Raw genomic sequence first — 13,456 nt, forward strand, 5'->3', positions numbered from 1 at the left:
ATGGATCAGGCGTTCCAGCCCAATCTGGACTTCGCCGCCGTCGATGATGCTGACGCCGCCGAGGCCTTCGTCGTCGATCTGGAAGGCTATGAAGGACCGCTGCACGTCCTGCTGGCGCTGGCGCGCACGCAGAAGGTCGACCTGCTGAAGCTGTCCATCACCAAGCTGGCGGAACAGTATCTGGCCTTCGTTCACGAGGCCCGGCGGCGCAACTTCGCCATGGCCGCCGACTATCTGGTGATGGCGTCCTGGTTGGCCTATCTGAAGTCGCGCCTGCTGCTGCCGCGCAACGAGAAGGGCAAGGCCGAGGAGCCGCCGGCCGAGGAAATGGCCGCCGCCCTGGCGTTTCGCCTGCAGAAGCTGGAGGCCATGCGCCGCTCGGTCGAGGCCATCACTAGCCGCCCGCAACTGAAGCGCGACGTCTTCACCCGCGGCGACCCCGAAGCCACGGTCATCATCCCGTCCGATCGCGTGGACGCCAGCCTCTATGAGCTGATGGCCGCCTATGTGGCCCAGCGTCGGCGCGAGGAACGTCGCAAATATGCGCCGGGCCAACGGGTCGAGGCCTTCCAGCTGGAGGCCGCGCGCGACTGGCTGCGCTCCATGATGCCGCGTCTGGCCGACTGGACCCCGCTGGATCAGGTGGCGCCCGCGCGCGAGGACGAAGACGGGGAGGGGCCGAGCCAGGCCAGCTATACCGCCTCGACCCTGTCGGCCAGTCTGGAGTTGGTGAAGGAGGGGGCGATGGACGTGCGTCAGGCCGAGGCCTTCGCCGAGCTCTTCTTGAAACGTCGAGGCTTCGGCCAACCGCTGGAGCTGACGCCGTGAGTGCTCTATGGCCGCTCATCCCCGCGGAGGCGGGGGCCCAGTGCTTTGGCCGCAACCGGGATCATTTGCAGTTTCTGGCGCACAGCTCGGTTGGCCGTAGTTGCGCCGCTCAAACCTGGGTCCCCGCCTCCGCGGGGATGAGCGGGTATTTTCATGTCTGACCTCAGCTTCAAACCCGACGAAACCGAGATCGAACGCCGGGTCGAGGCCCTGCTGTTCGCCGCCGCCGCGCCTTTGTCGGCGGCAGAGATCGCGCGCCGTCTGCCCGAGGGCGCCGATGCGGGCCGGGCCATCGCCGCCCTACGCCAACGCTATCAGGGACGCGGGGTCGAGTTGGAATGTGTGGCGGATCGCTGGCGTTTCCGCACCGCCGCCGACCTGGGCTTCCTGATGACTGAGGAGCGCGAGGAGCCGCGTCGCCTGTCCAAGGCCGCGCTGGAGACCCTGGCCATCATCGCCTATCACCAGCCCTGCACCCGCGCCGAGGTCGAGAGCGTGCGTGGGGTTTCCCTGTCCAAGGGGACGCTGGACCTGCTGCTGGAGATGGATTTCGTGCGGCTGCGCGGGCGTCGGCGCACGCCGGGACGGCCCGTCACCTACGCCACGACCGACCGCTTCTTGGAGCATTTCAGCCTGGCCAGCCTCTATGACCTGCCCGGCGTGCAGGAAATGAAGGCGGCGGGTCTGCTGGATCTGTCGATCCCGGTGGGCTTCGAGGTGCCCGACCCGACCCGCAGCGGCGACTCGGATGGCGAAGATCTTTTGACTGCTCTCGATGAGGGATCGCCCGAGTTCGCGCAGGATTTCGTCAGCGAGGACTAGATTCTCCCGCCCTGCGACGCCTTGGCGCGGGCGCCGGACGGTCCGCAATAGCGGCGCATCGCCACGCCTGGGTCAGGGTGGGAAAGAAGGCTAGATAATCCAACGTCTTGCAGGTCTTCTTCCGTATCTTGACCTTCAAGCCCCTCGCCTATAGGTTCCGCGCCGAATTCAGACCTGCCACGGCGTCCTTGCCGGGGCGCTGAGCGCACAGGCCATGTCCCCAACGATGGAATCGCGCGAAGAGGCGATCAAACGCCTCAACGAGCAGGCCGATGCGCTCAAGGCTCGGGCCGTGCCGACGCCTCCCGACTATGGGGCGAACGCTGCGGGCTATGGCTATCGCCTGATGGGCGAGATGATCGCCGGCTTGGCCGTCGGTCTGGGGCTTGGGTGGGGTTTTGACCTTTGGGTCGGGACCATGCCTTGGGGAATTATCGCCGGAACCCTGATCGGTTTCGGCATGTCGATCTGGCTGGCGCTTCGTTCGGCCCGAAAGATGAGTGCGGCCGCGTTGAAGGAAATGGGGCCTCCCCAGGATCTTCCCGACGACGAGGTCGAGGACGAGCGGAATTTCTGACCAAACCGTCGTACGGCGGTTTGGCCTTTTGACTTAGGAGACCGGGCGGCATGGCCGATCCGATGCACCAGTTCCAGATCAGCAAGGTTGTTGATCTTCCGGCCGTCAACGTGCCGGGTCTCGGCTTGGTTGATCTGTCGATCACCAACTCGACGTTGGCCATGATGGTCGCCGCCGTGCTGATCACCCTGTTCTTCACCGCCGTGACGGCCAAGCCCAAGCTGGTGCCTGGGCGCCTGCAGGTGGTGGGCGAGGGGGCCTTCGCCTTTATCGATGATCTCGCCACCTCGATCATGGGTGAACAGGGCCGCGCCTTCTTCCCCTTCATCCTGACGCTGTTCGTCTTCATCCTGGCGCTGAACCTGCTGGGCATGTTCACAGTCTTCACCGCCACCTCGCAGGTCGCCGTCACGGCCACCTTTGCGGCCCTGACCATCCTGCTGGTCATCGGCGTGGGCTTCGCCAAGAACGGCATCAAGTTCTTCAAGCTGTTCGCCCCGACCGGCGTGCCGTGGTACCTGCTGATCCTGGTGACGCCGATCGAGTTCATCTCCTTCCTGCTGCGCCCCGTGTCGCTGGCCCTGCGTCTGTTCGGCAACATGCTGGGCGGTCACGTGGCGATGAAGGTCTTCGCCGGCTTCGTGGTTTCGCTGGGCGCCTTCGGCCTGGTCGGCATCCCCGGCGCGGTTCTGGCCATGGGCGGCGTGGTCGCCATCACGGCCCTGGAGTTCCTTGTGGCCTTCCTGCAAGCTTTCGTTTTCGCCGTTCTGACCACTGTGTATCTGAACGACGTCGTGCATCTGGATCAGCATTAAGGCTGGTCCAGCCCGCCAACCCCTTCTTTCAAACCATCCCAACCAGGAACTATTCCCATGGAAGCTGAAGCAGCAAAATACATCGGCGCTGGTCTCGCCACCCTCGGCATGATCGGTTCGGCCCTCGGCGTCGGCCTGATCTTCTCGGGCTTCCTGCAAGGCGCCACGCGCAACCCTTCGGCTGCTCCCGGCCAGTTCACCAACCTGATCCTGGGCGCCGCCCTGGCTGAAGCACTGGGCATCTTCGCCTTCGTGATCGGCCTGCTCTGCCTGTTCGCTTAAGTCGAACTGAATATCTGGGCGGCGGCGCGGTCTTGAGGACCGTTCCGCCGCTCGCGTCTTTCTGAGATCACCGGATAGAGCCCATGGCCGCCCCTATCGCGAGCGTCGTCTCGCAAGACCCGACCCAGCCTGCGCCGACCGTCGCCGTCCAGAACGGTGAGATCGCGCCCGTGGCCGCCCCTGAGGCGACCCATCAGGCCGAAGTCGCCCACGGCGACGCCCATGGCTCCGGCGGTCTGCCGCAGCTGGAGATGCAGCACTGGGCCGGTCAGATCATCTGGCTGCTGCTGATCTTCGTCGTTCTCTACATTCTGCTGTCGAAGGTCTTCCTGCCTCGCCTACGCGCCGTTCGTGACGAACGCGCCGGGACGATCGCCGGCGCCGTCGACGCCGCCCGTCAGGTTCAGGCCGAAGCCGCCACGCAAGCCGACGCCGCCAAGGCCGAGGTCAGCAAGGCCCGCGCCGACGCCCGCGCCACCGCCGCCGCCGCCAAGGCTCGCGTGACCGAAGAGGCCAACGCTCGTCAGGCCGCCGAGGAAGCCGTGGTCAACGCTCGCATCGCCGAGGCCGAAGCCGCCATCGGCCAGACCCGCGACGCGGCCATGGCCAATGTCTCGACCATCGCCTCCGACACCGCCCGCGCCATGGTCGAGCGTCTGACCGGCAAGGCCGCCACGGCCGCCGAGGCCGACGCCGCCGTCAAGGGAGCCGCCTGATATGCCCGCCTTCTTTAACGCCGCCTTCTGGAACCTCTCGAACCCCGAGTTCTGGGTCGCCGTCGGTCTGGTGATCTTCCTGGGCATCCTGGTTCTGGCCAAGGTGCCGGGCGCCATGGCCAAGGCCCTCGATGACCAGGGCGCCAAGATCCAGTCGGAACTGGACGAGGCCGCCCGCCTGCGCGCCGAAGCCGAAGCCATGCTGGCCCAGATCCGTCAGGAAAAGGCAGAAGCCGAAGCTCAGGCCGCAGACATGTTGGCCGCGGCTGAAGCCGACGCCCGCCGTCTGGAAGCCGAAGCCAAGGCCAAGCTGGAAGAAAGCCTGGCCCGCCGCCAGGCCCTGGCCGAGCGTCGCATCGCTCAGGCCGAGGCCCAGGCCACGACCGAGGTCAAGGCTGTCGCCGCCGACCTGGCCGCCAAGGCTGCTCAGGACATCCTGACCGCCCGCCTGGCTGCCGCCAAGTCGGACCCGCTGATCGACGCCGCCATCGCCCAGATTGGCGACAAGCTGAACTGATCGCGGTCATAGCGACAAGCACATCAGGCCCCGCCGGCGACGGCGGGGCCTTTTGCATTGTGAGGTGGTGCGCCCTGGTTAGTGGGCGGGCGCGCCGTGGATGAAGCCGGCGGCGCGTTTCTCGCGGGCCAGCAGGCGGGCGAAGACATTGCCCATCACCCCGCCGAAGACCATGTGGGTGATCAGCATCCAGGCGAAGGTGCCGAACCCAGCGCTGCCCGAGAAGGTGCGAGGGTCGCCCATCATCGCGATGATCAGCATCATCGCCACCCAGGCCGCCACCGCGAACAGAATGCCCTTGGTTTCAGGCGTATTGGTCGGCAGGCGGGGGTAGGTGAGGGCGAAGATCGGCCCCATGACCAGAGACCCGATGACGAAGTGGATGGCCCAGCCCGCCGCCAGATTGTCGCCGAGCAGGAACATGCGAGCGACGACTTCGGGGAAGGGGTCGAAGACCTTGGCGAACAACAGGTTCGCCGCCTCGAGGATGGAAACCGCGACGGTCGCAATGAAGCCGGCGGCGATTCCCTGTTTTACGCGTGACATCATGAGAAAAGCGCCTCCCAACGCCATCTGCCTTTTGACTACGCAAGGGGAAGCATACGCCGTTCGGCGCAAACGCGATCGCACCGCCGTTCACGTTACCGTGTGCGGTGAAATGTCGCTTTCTATCGGAAGGCGCGGCGCAGCACGCGGCGGGCGCGCTTGCGGACCCGGATCAACTGGCGTGACGGGCGTTTGCGCAGGACCACCTTTTCGGCGCGCAGGGCCTGCTGCCAGAAGACCGGGGCGATCTCAGGCTTCTTCCGCATCAGGCGGCGGAAGGGATAGACCCACTTGGGCCGGGCGTGCTGGGCGCGGATGAACTGCCGCTTGGCCCACCAGGAACTACGCAGCAGAAGCACCAGACCGAGGGCGATGACGGGAATGCCGCCAGGGCCGGGCAGGGGGGCGATCAGGATGCCCAGGCCGATGATCAGGAAGCCCAGGGCCATCATGCCCAGTCGCTTCGCACGACGCAGCAGTCCGGGCCTCGAGCGAGGTCGGCTGTCGGCGCGGAAGGGGATGAGGGCGAGGGTCACGGGCGTCACGGTCGGGGGGGAGGAGCGACGGCCTTGGGAGGGGCTGTCAGCCTATCCTAGACACGGACGACAAGGCCGAACCGTGGCGCGCCCATGAAGCTTTCGTAAGTGAGGGCTGAAAAGCAAAACGCCGTGTCCCGAAGGCCACGGCGCTTCACATCAGGTCTGAGCTTCAGGCCTATTCGGCGGCGATGTTGGAGCCTTCCGGGGCCGACCAGCGCAGACGCGGCGAGCGCGCAGCGCGGGTCTCGTCCAGACGCCGCAGGGGCGCATGGAAGGGCGCGCCCTTGAAGCGGTCGACGTCGCCGGCTTTCGCCGCCTCGGCCAGCAGTCGCATGGCGTTGATGAAGCGATCCAGCTCGGCCTTGGACTCAGTCTCGGTCGGCTCGATCAGCATGGCCCCGTGGACGACCAGGGGGAAGTACATGGTCATCGGGTGGAAGCCCTCGTCGATCATCGCCTTGGCGAAATCGAGCGTGGTGATGTCCGTGCCCTTCAGCCATTCGTCGTCGAACAGGGCCTCGTGCATGCACGGGCCCTCGGGGAAGGCCGGGCTCATCAGGTCCTCGAGGCGGGCCTTGATGTAGTTGGCGTTGAGGACGGCGTCCTCCGCCACCTGACGCAGGCCGTCCGAGCCGTGCGACATCATGTAGGACAGGGCGCGCACATACATGCCCATCTGGCCCTGGAAGGCGCACAGACGGCCAAAGGCCTGGGCCGCCTCGTCTTCTTCACGCTCGACCAGCTTGTAGCCGTCGCCGGTGTTCACAACCCAAGGGGCCGGAGCGAACGGAGCCAGAGCTTCGGACAGGACAACCGGACCCGCTCCCGGACCGCCGCCGCCGTGGGGCGTCGAGAAGGTCTTGTGCAGGTTGATGTGCATGGCGTCGACGCCCAGGTCGCCGGGGCGCACCCGGCCGACGATGGCGTTGAAGTTGGCGCCGTCGCAGTAGAAATAGGCGCCCGCCTCGTGCGTCAGGCGGCTGATCTCCAGGATGTCGCGCTCGAACAGGCCGCAGGTGTTGGGGTTGGTGACCATGATGGCCGCCACGTCCGGACCCAGCTTGGCGGCCAGGTCGGCCACGTCCACGCGACCGTCGTCGGTCTGGGCCACTTCCACGACCGAATAGCCGACGAAGGCGGCGGTGGCCGGGTTGGTGCCGTGGGCCGAGGTCGGGACCAGCACCTTGCGGCGCTGTTCATGCTCGCCCTTGGCTTCGTGGGCGGCGCGGATGGCCATCAGGCCGCACAGTTCGCCGTGGGCGCCGGCCTTGGGCGACAGGGCCACAGCGGGCATCCCCGTCAGGGTCTTCAGCCAGTGGGCCAGTTGGTCCATCAGCTCCAGCGCGCCCTGCACCGTCGATTGCGGCTGCAGCGGGTGGATGTCCGAGAAGCCCGGCAGACGCGCCATCTTCTCGTTCAGGCGCGGGTTGTGCTTCATCGTGCACGAGCCCAGCGGATAGATGGCCAGGTCGATGGCGTGGTTCTTCTGGCTCAGGCGCACATAGTGGCGCATGGCCTCCGGCTCGGACAGGCCCGGCAGGCCGATCGGGTCCTTGCGGACCAGGTCGCCCAGGTCCGAACCGTCCGTGGCGGGCTTGGGCAGGTCAACGCCGGTCTTGTTCCAGCCGTCGCTTTCGAAGATCAGGCCTTCGTCCTGCAACAGGCCGCGCGCGCCCGTCAGGGTCGGGTGCTTGTAGTCGTTGTCCGGCGCAGCGTTCGGGGTGGTCGGGCGGCCGACAGTGTTCATGGTGCTCATGGTTCTATCTCCGCTCAGGCCGCCAGGACCTTGGCGAGCGAGGCCGCCAGGATCTTGATGTCGGCGTCCAGGGTGGTCTCGGTCGCGGCGACCAGCAGGACGTTGTCCAGGCCCGCTTCCGGGGCCAGACGGCTGTAGGGGACGCCGGCCAGGATGTGGTGGTCGGCCAGGGTCTGCACCACCTCAGCGGCGTTCTTGGGCAGCTTGACCGCGAACTCGTTGAAGAAGCGCGGCGTCAGGATCTCGACGCCGGGAATGGCGGCCAGGGCGTCGCGCGTGGCCAGGGCCTTCTCGTGGTTGAGCAGGGCCATCTGACGCAGGCCCGTCTCGCCCAGCAGGCTCATGTGGATGGTGAAGGCCAGGCAGCACAGGCCCGAGTTGGTGCAGATGTTCGACGTGGCCTTGTCGCGGCGGATGTGTTGCTCGCGTGTGGACAGGGTCAGGACGAAGCCGCGGCGGCCGTCGGCGTCGACGGTTTCACCGCAGTAGCGGCCGGGCGTCTGGCGCAGCAGCTTCTCGCGGGTGGCGAACAGACCGATGTAGGGGCCGCCGAAGTTCAGGGCGTTGCCGATCGACTGGCCTTCGGCCGCGACGATGTCGGCGCCCATTTCGCCGGGCGACTTGAGCAGACCCATCGACACGGCTTCGGTGACGACGACGATCAGCAGGGCGCCGGCGGCGTGGGCGGCCTCGGCGATCTTGGTCACGTCGGTGGCGGTGCCGAAGACGTTGGGGGTCTGGACGACGACGCAGGCCGTGTCCTTGTCGATGGCGGCGATGACGGCGTCTTCAGCATCAACCGCGGCGGTCAGGGCCTGGGTCTCGACGCCGACGGCGTGAACCACGGTCTCGGTCGCCTTGACGTAGTGGGGATGCACGCCGCCCGAGATGACGGCCTTGTTGCGGCGGGTCACGCGGGTGGCCATCAGCACGCCCTCGGCCATGGCGGTCGAGCCGTCATAGAGGGAGGCGTTGGCGACTTCCATGCCGGTCAGGTTCGCGACCTGGGTCTGGAACTCATACAGATACTGCAGGGTGCCCTGGGCGATTTCCGGCTGATAGGGGGTGTAGCTGGTCAGGAACTCCGACCGCTGGATCACGTGATCGACCGTGGCCGGGACGTGGTGCTTGTAGGCGCCGGCGCCGCAGAAGAAGGGCACGGTTCCGGCCGTGGCGTTCTTGCCGGCCATGGCCGAGAGGGCGCGTTCGACCTCCAACTCGCCTGCCACGCGGGGCAGGTCGACAAAGCCGTCGCGGCGCGCGGCCTGCGGCACGTCGACAAACAGGTCGTCGATGGATTTGGCGCCGATAGCGGCCAGCATGGCCTCACGGTCGTCGGGCGTCAGGGGGAGGTAGCGCATCTTTGACTCCTAGCCCTTCCCCTCGAGGGGGAAGGGTTGGGATGGGGTGTTGGCAGGCGGTCGCCGAAGAAACTCGGGAGGCGCCGATCGGAGTTCAGATGGGAAGGGGGGATGCCTCCACCCCTCCCAACCCTCCCCCTCGAGGGGAGGGCTTCTTTTAAAGCGTGGTCAGGTAGGCGTCGTAGGCGGCCTGATCCATCAGGGCGTCGACCGCCGAGGCGTCGGCGACCTTGATCTTGGCGAACCAGCCTGCGCCTTCAGGGTCGGCGTTGACGGTTTCCGGGGCCGCGGCCAGGGCGGCGTTGCCCTCGACCACTTCGCCGGCGACGGGCGCATAGACGTCCGAGGCGGCCTTGACCGATTCCACGACGGCGAAGCTGTCGCCGACCGAGACGGTCTTGCCGGCTTCCGGCGTCTCGACGAACACCACGTCGCCCAGGGCGTCAGCAGCGTGCTTGGAAATGCCGACCGTGGCGACGTCGCCTTCGAGGCGAACCCACTCGTGATCTTTGGTGAAGCGCATGTGTCTGATCTCTCAGGCTTTAGGTTTGCGATAATAGCGGGTGGCCACGAAGGGGGTGGCGACGACTTCGGCGGCGGCGGGCTTGCCGCGCACGATGACTTTCAGGTCCGTTCCCAGGGCGGCGAAGGCCGGCGGGACGTAGCCCATGGCGATGTTGTGGCCCAGGGTCGGCGAGGGGCCGCCCGAGGTGATCTTGCCGATGACGTTTCCGTCCATGTCGGCGATCTCGGCGCCTTCACGGGCCGGGGCGCCTTCCTTGACGTTCAGGCCGATGCGGACGCGCGAGGGGCCGTCGGCCAGTTCCTTGAGGATGCGCTCGGCGCCGTTGAAGTCGGCGGCCTCCTTGCGCGACTTGGACAGGGCGAAGGTCAGCGCGGCCTCGACCGGGCTGGTGGTGGCGTCAACGTCGTGGCCGTGCAGCGGCAGACCGGCTTCGAGGCGAAGCGAGTCGCGGGCGCCCAGGCCGATCGGCTTCACGCGGGCGTCGGACAGCAGCAGGTTCCAGACGCGCTCGGCGTCGGCGTTCGGCACCGAAATCTCATAGCCGTCTTCGCCGGTGTAGCCCGAGCGCGAGACGAAGCAGTCGACGCCGAACAGCATCAGGCGCGCCGAATCCATGAAGCCCATCTCGCCCAGAGCGGGTTCGTGCTTGGCCATGACCTCGGCGGCTTCCGGCCCCTGGATGGCCAGCAGGGCGCGGTCGTCCAGCACCGTCAACTTGGCGTCGCCGGCCAGGTTGGCGTTGAGGAAGGCGAAGTCGGCGTCCTTGTTGCCGGCGTTGACCACGACATAGAGGCCGTCATGGTCGGGCTTGCCCGCCATCAGGTCGTCCATGATGCCGCCCTCAAGGTTCAGCAGCAGGGAATACTTCTGCTTGCCGTCCTTTAGGATCTGATAATCGCCCGGCACGAAGCGCTGGAACTGCGCAATCGCATCGTCGCCGGTGATGCGGGCCTGGCCCATGTGCGAGACGTCGAACAGACCGGCGTGTTCGCGGGTCCAGCGGTGCTCGGCCAGCACGCCTTCGTACTGGACCGGCATGTCATAGCCGCCGAAGCCGACCATGCGGGCGCCCAGCGCGCGATGCGCGGCGTTGAGGGGGGTGGTCTTCAAGGCCTGGTCGCTCATCGAGCATCCTCCGGTCGCGGGTTGCGGCGATAGCTTCGCCGTCGTCGCGCCCCCGCTGTCCTGAAGCCTGAGAGATTCCGACCGTCGCCCAGAAGACGAACAGCCTTGCTCCGTCGGCGCGCCATAAGGCGACTTTCCAGCGTCCGTGCGCTTTCGCGGTCCTTTTGCCTGAGCGTTTCCGGGGCGGTTGCGCCTTCGGCCCCGACAGCCGTTACACGACCGCCGATCTCTCCCGCGAGAGCGTGCGACCTAAGGCCCCGACTCCGGGCCGAAGTCAAGCGGGACCGGGCTTGCCGTGTACGATCCGACAGGCCATGAGGGGCGCGAACTGCTCTCGTGACAGGATTGAAGGCCGCCATGACCGCCCGCACCGACCTCGCCGCCCACCTGGCTTCCCTCGATCTGCCGCAGGGCCTGACCCAGACCCTGACGGCCGCCGCCGCCGCCTGCGTCGAGATCCGCAAGATCGTCTCGGGCGGGGCCCTGGTCGGCGCCCTGGGCGCATCGGGCGTCGTCAACGTGCAGGACGAGGAGCAGAAGAAGCTCGACGTCATCTCCAACGACGTCCTGACCGACATGCTGCTGGCCTGTCCGTCCGTGGCGGGCGTGGCGTCCGAGGAAATGGACACGGTCCAGCCGGCGACTAATCCGGCGGGTGAATACCTGGTCCTGTTCGACCCGCTGGACGGTTCGTCCAACATCGACATCAACGCCCCCGTCGGCACCATCGTCTCGGTGCTGAAGGCGCCCTCGGCGACCCCGACCGAGGCCGACTTCCTGCAATCCGGCCGTCATCAGGTCGCGGCCCTCTATGCCGTCTATGGCGGCCAGACCATGCTGGTGCTGACCACGGGCCGGGGCGTGGCGGGCTTCACCCTGTCGCACGACGGCCAGTGGCTGATGACGCACGAGAAGATCACGGTCCCGGCGGACACCAAGGAGTTCGCCATCAACATGTCGAACCAGCGCCACTGGGCCGAGAGCGTCCAGCGCTACATCGACGGCTGCCTGCAGGGCGCCGACGGTCCGCGCGGCAAGAATTTCAACATGCGCTGGGTCGCCGCCATGGTGGCCGACGTGCACCGCATCCTGATGCGCGGCGGCGTCTTCCTCTACCCGTGGGACAAGCGCGAGCCGAACAAGCCGGGCAAGCTGCGCCTGATGTATGAAGGCAACCCCATGGCCTTCCTGATTGAACAGGCGGGCGGCAAGGCGACGACGGACGGGACGCAGGCCATTCTGGACGTGACCCCGACCGAACTGCACCAGCGCATCCCGGTGGCGCTCGGCTCGGCCAATGAGGTCGATCAGATCGCGGCGGCCTGAGCCATGAAGCTGCGCTCCACCGACGCCCTTCTGGTCATCGACGCCCAGAACGACTTCTGCGAGGGCGGCGCTCTGGCGGTGCAGGGCGGGGCGGGGATCATGCCCCTGATCGCCCGGCTGGCCGGACGCTTCGACACGGTGATCGCCACCCAGGACTGGCACACGCCGGATCAGATCAGCTTCGCCTCGAATCACGACGGCGCGACGCCCTTCTCCGAGATCGAGGTCGCCTATGGCCCGCAGATGCTGTGGCCGGATCACTGCGTGCAGGGGACGACGGGGGCGGACTTTCACCCCGACGTGGCCCCCGCCGTGGTCAAGGCCCTGGCCGTGGTCCGCAAGGGCTACAACCCGGCGGTCGACAGCTATTCCGCCTTCTATGAAAACGACCGCCGCACCGCGACGGGCCTAGCGGGCCTGCTGCGTGAACGCGGCGTGACCCGCCTCTTCCTGTGCGGTTTGGCCTATGACTACTGCGTCCGCTTCACCGCCGAGGACGCCGTGCGCGAAGGCTTCGAGGCTGTCGTGATTGAGGATGCGAGTCGGGCCATCGCGCCGGACACGGCGGCTGCGGCGCGGGAGAGCTTTGCGACGCTGAGGGTGGCCGAGATCGAGGCTTCGTCGCTCCTCGTTTGACCCTCCCTTCCGTCATCCTCCGGCAAGCCGCGGAGCGGCGCCGACCGGGGGATGACGGAAAAGGGGATCAGTGCGCCGCTGCGTAGGCGTCCACTTCTGCGAGCCGCTTGGCCTTGTCGGCCTCGGGCAGGAAGCTGCCCTCAAAGCTGTTCTTGGCCAGTTGCGTCACCTGCTCGCGGGTCAGGCCGACCGCCTTGGCCAGTTGGATGTAGTTGGCGTTCACATAGCCGCCGAAATAGGAGGGGTCGTCCGAGTTCAGGGTGACGTGCAGGCCGCGGCGCAGCATCTCGGGGACCGGGTGGTCCTTCAGGTCCTTGACCACGCACAGCTTGAGGTTCGACAGGGGGCAGACCGTCAGGGTCATCTGCTCGGCGGCCAGACGCGCGATCAGGGACTCGTCCTCCATCGAGCGGTTGCCGTGGTCCATGCGGTCGATGTGCAGCAGGTCCAGGGCCTCGTGCACATAGGCGGGCGGGCCTTCCTCGCCGGCATGGGCGCACAGCTTCAGGCCCAGGTCGCGGGCGGCGGCGAAGACGCGCTGGAACTTGGCCGGTGGATGGCCGACCTCGGACGAATCCAGTCCGACGCCGATGAAGTGATGCAGATAGGGCTTGGCGGCTTCCAGCGTGGCGAAGGCTTCATCTTCGCTGAGGTGGCGCAGGAAGCTGAGGATCAGGCCGCTGGTGACGCCCAGCTCGGCCCTGGCGCGGTCCATGCCGGCGATCAGGCCCTCGACCACTACACCGAAGGGGACGCCCCGGTCGGTGTGGGTCTGGGGATCGAAGAAGATTTCGGCGTGACGGACGTTGTCGGCGGCGGCGCGCTGGAAATAGGCGAAGGCCAGGTCCTCGAAATCTTGACGCGTCAGCAGCACGGCGGCGCCCGCATAATAGATGTCGAGGAAGTCCTGAAGGTTCGAGAAGTCATAGGCCGCACGCACGGCCTCGACGCTGTCATAGGGGATGGCGACGCCGTTGCGCTGCGCCAGTTCGAACATCAGTTCCGGCTCAAGCGAGCCTTCGATGTGCAGGTGCAGTTCGGCCTTGGGCAGGCCGGCGATGAAGGCGTCGAGGTCGTTCATGGC

16 protein-coding genes and 1 riboswitch are annotated in these 13,456 nt (G+C 67.0%); of the genes, 9 read left to right on the plus strand and 7 right to left on the minus strand.

The genetic code is table 11. The features are described from left to right. From CQ039_RS05430 to CQ039_RS05460, 7 genes are all read left to right on the plus strand, one after another. Positions 1 to 828: a ScpA family protein gene (locus CQ039_RS05430; RefSeq protein WP_105563000.1), complete on the plus strand. Its 828-nt coding sequence runs from the start codon at positions 1 to 3 to the stop codon at positions 826 to 828. A 153-nt stretch (positions 829 to 981) separates the two neighbouring features. Beyond that, complete coding sequence (gene scpB / locus CQ039_RS05435; protein WP_105562973.1) at positions 982 to 1,650, plus strand: SMC-Scp complex subunit ScpB; 669 nt, start codon at positions 982 to 984, stop codon at positions 1,648 to 1,650. Positions 1,651 to 1,864: 214 nt separating this feature from the next. Continuing rightward, positions 1,865 to 2,227 (plus strand): AtpZ/AtpI family protein, encoded by a 363-nt coding sequence (locus tag CQ039_RS05440; protein WP_105562972.1) that lies wholly within the window; start codon positions 1,865 to 1,867, stop codon positions 2,225 to 2,227. A 50-nt stretch (positions 2,228 to 2,277) separates the two neighbouring features. Beyond that, on the plus strand, positions 2,278 to 3,042 hold the full coding sequence (locus CQ039_RS05445; RefSeq protein WP_105562971.1) for a F0F1 ATP synthase subunit A: 765 nt from the start codon (positions 2,278 to 2,280) through the stop codon (positions 3,040 to 3,042). 57 nt (positions 3,043 to 3,099) lie between these two features. After that, positions 3,100 to 3,324, plus strand: a complete 225-nt coding sequence (locus CQ039_RS05450; RefSeq protein ID WP_105562970.1) for a F0F1 ATP synthase subunit C — start codon at positions 3,100 to 3,102, stop codon at positions 3,322 to 3,324. An 83-nt stretch (positions 3,325 to 3,407) separates the two neighbouring features. Then, complete coding sequence (locus CQ039_RS05455) at positions 3,408 to 4,040, plus strand: hypothetical protein (RefSeq protein ID WP_105562969.1); 633 nt, start codon at positions 3,408 to 3,410, stop codon at positions 4,038 to 4,040. A gap of 1 nt (position 4,041) precedes the next feature. Then, positions 4,042 to 4,557 (plus strand): F0F1 ATP synthase subunit B, encoded by a 516-nt coding sequence (locus CQ039_RS05460; protein ID WP_105562968.1) that lies wholly within the window; start codon positions 4,042 to 4,044, stop codon positions 4,555 to 4,557. Between the two features lie 78 nt (positions 4,558 to 4,635). Here CQ039_RS05460 and CQ039_RS05465 read toward each other — a convergent pair whose 3' ends face one another. The 6 genes from CQ039_RS05465 to gcvT form a co-directional block, all read right to left on the minus strand. Next, positions 4,636 to 5,106 carry a DUF6789 family protein gene (locus CQ039_RS05465; RefSeq protein ID WP_105562967.1) on the minus strand — a complete coding sequence of 157 codons (471 nt, stop codon included), beginning with the start codon at positions 5,104 to 5,106 and terminating at the stop codon, positions 4,636 to 4,638. A gap of 119 nt (positions 5,107 to 5,225) precedes the next feature. After that, positions 5,226 to 5,639, minus strand: coding sequence for a PGPGW domain-containing protein (locus CQ039_RS05470; protein WP_233190173.1), 414 nt, complete (start codon positions 5,637 to 5,639; stop codon positions 5,226 to 5,228). Between the two features lie 178 nt (positions 5,640 to 5,817). Continuing rightward, entirely contained in the window at positions 5,818 to 7,398 is a 1,581-nt protein-coding gene (gene gcvPB, locus CQ039_RS05475) for an aminomethyl-transferring glycine dehydrogenase subunit GcvPB (protein ID WP_199183618.1), read from the minus strand. A 14-nt stretch (positions 7,399 to 7,412) separates the two neighbouring features. Continuing rightward, complete coding sequence (gene gcvPA / locus CQ039_RS05480) at positions 7,413 to 8,759, minus strand: aminomethyl-transferring glycine dehydrogenase subunit GcvPA (protein WP_105562966.1); 1,347 nt, start codon at positions 8,757 to 8,759, stop codon at positions 7,413 to 7,415. A 157-nt stretch (positions 8,760 to 8,916) separates the two neighbouring features. Next, positions 8,917 to 9,282 carry a glycine cleavage system protein GcvH gene (gcvH, locus tag CQ039_RS05485; protein WP_105562965.1) on the minus strand — a complete coding sequence of 122 codons (366 nt, stop codon included), beginning with the start codon at positions 9,280 to 9,282 and terminating at the stop codon, positions 8,917 to 8,919. Positions 9,283 to 9,294: 12 nt separating this feature from the next. Next, complete coding sequence (gcvT, locus tag CQ039_RS05490; RefSeq protein ID WP_105562964.1) at positions 9,295 to 10,410, minus strand: glycine cleavage system aminomethyltransferase GcvT; 1,116 nt, start codon at positions 10,408 to 10,410, stop codon at positions 9,295 to 9,297. Positions 10,411 to 10,556: 146 nt separating this feature from the next. Next, positions 10,557 to 10,655: riboswitch (glycine riboswitch) on the minus strand. Between the two features lie 112 nt (positions 10,656 to 10,767). On the opposite strand from gcvT, the gene CQ039_RS05495 reads away from it, so the two are divergent. Next, positions 10,768 to 11,736 carry a class 1 fructose-bisphosphatase gene (locus CQ039_RS05495; protein WP_105562997.1) on the plus strand — a complete coding sequence of 323 codons (969 nt, stop codon included), beginning with the start codon at positions 10,768 to 10,770 and terminating at the stop codon, positions 11,734 to 11,736. A 3-nt stretch (positions 11,737 to 11,739) separates the two neighbouring features. After that, the gene (gene pncA / locus CQ039_RS05500; RefSeq protein WP_105562963.1) at positions 11,740 to 12,372 is read left to right on the plus strand and encodes a bifunctional nicotinamidase/pyrazinamidase; all 633 of its coding nucleotides are present in this window, start codon (positions 11,740 to 11,742) and stop codon (positions 12,370 to 12,372) included. A gap of 67 nt (positions 12,373 to 12,439) precedes the next feature. On the opposite strand, the gene CQ039_RS05505 is transcribed toward pncA, so the two are convergent. Beyond that, positions 12,440 to 13,453 (minus strand): adenosine deaminase, encoded by a 1,014-nt coding sequence (locus CQ039_RS05505; protein WP_105562962.1) that lies wholly within the window; start codon positions 13,451 to 13,453, stop codon positions 12,440 to 12,442. Positions 13,454 to 13,456 lie beyond the last annotated feature (3 nt).

It is taken from the genome of Brevundimonas sp. MYb52 (assembly GCF_002979535.1).
In the GTDB taxonomy this organism is placed as follows: domain Bacteria; phylum Pseudomonadota; class Alphaproteobacteria; order Caulobacterales; family Caulobacteraceae; genus Brevundimonas.

Bases quoted from the DNA above. Each gene is read 5' to 3' on its own strand.
- gcvT (WP_105562964.1), bottom strand. From the start codon at position 10,410: ATGAGCGACCAGGCCTTGAAGACCACCCCCCTCAACGCCGCGCATCGC.
- CQ039_RS05450 (WP_105562970.1), top strand. From the start codon at position 3,100: ATGGAAGCTGAAGCAGCAAAATACATCGGCGCTGGTCTCGCCACCCTC.
- gcvPA (WP_105562966.1), bottom strand. From the start codon at position 8,759: ATGCGCTACCTCCCCCTGACGCCCGACGACCGTGAGGCCATGCTGGCC.
- CQ039_RS05460 (WP_105562968.1), top strand. From the start codon at position 4,042: ATGCCCGCCTTCTTTAACGCCGCCTTCTGGAACCTCTCGAACCCCGAG.
- CQ039_RS05455 (WP_105562969.1), top strand. From the start codon at position 3,408: ATGGCCGCCCCTATCGCGAGCGTCGTCTCGCAAGACCCGACCCAGCCT.
- CQ039_RS05505 (WP_105562962.1), bottom strand. From the start codon at position 13,453: ATGAACGACCTCGACGCCTTCATCGCCGGCCTGCCCAAGGCCGAACTG.
- CQ039_RS05440 (WP_105562972.1), top strand. From the start codon at position 1,865: ATGTCCCCAACGATGGAATCGCGCGAAGAGGCGATCAAACGCCTCAAC.
- pncA (WP_105562963.1), top strand. From the start codon at position 11,740: ATGAAGCTGCGCTCCACCGACGCCCTTCTGGTCATCGACGCCCAGAAC.
- CQ039_RS05445 (WP_105562971.1), top strand. From the start codon at position 2,278: ATGGCCGATCCGATGCACCAGTTCCAGATCAGCAAGGTTGTTGATCTT.
- scpB (WP_105562973.1), top strand. From the start codon at position 982: ATGTCTGACCTCAGCTTCAAACCCGACGAAACCGAGATCGAACGCCGG.
- CQ039_RS05430 (WP_105563000.1), top strand. From the start codon at position 1: ATGGATCAGGCGTTCCAGCCCAATCTGGACTTCGCCGCCGTCGATGAT.
- gcvPB (WP_199183618.1), bottom strand. From the start codon at position 7,398: ATGAGCACCATGAACACTGTCGGCCGCCCGACCACCCCGAACGCTGCG.
- CQ039_RS05465 (WP_105562967.1), bottom strand. From the start codon at position 5,106: ATGATGTCACGCGTAAAACAGGGAATCGCCGCCGGCTTCATTGCGACC.
- CQ039_RS05495 (WP_105562997.1), top strand. From the start codon at position 10,768: ATGACCGCCCGCACCGACCTCGCCGCCCACCTGGCTTCCCTCGATCTG.
- gcvH (WP_105562965.1), bottom strand. From the start codon at position 9,282: ATGCGCTTCACCAAAGATCACGAGTGGGTTCGCCTCGAAGGCGACGTC.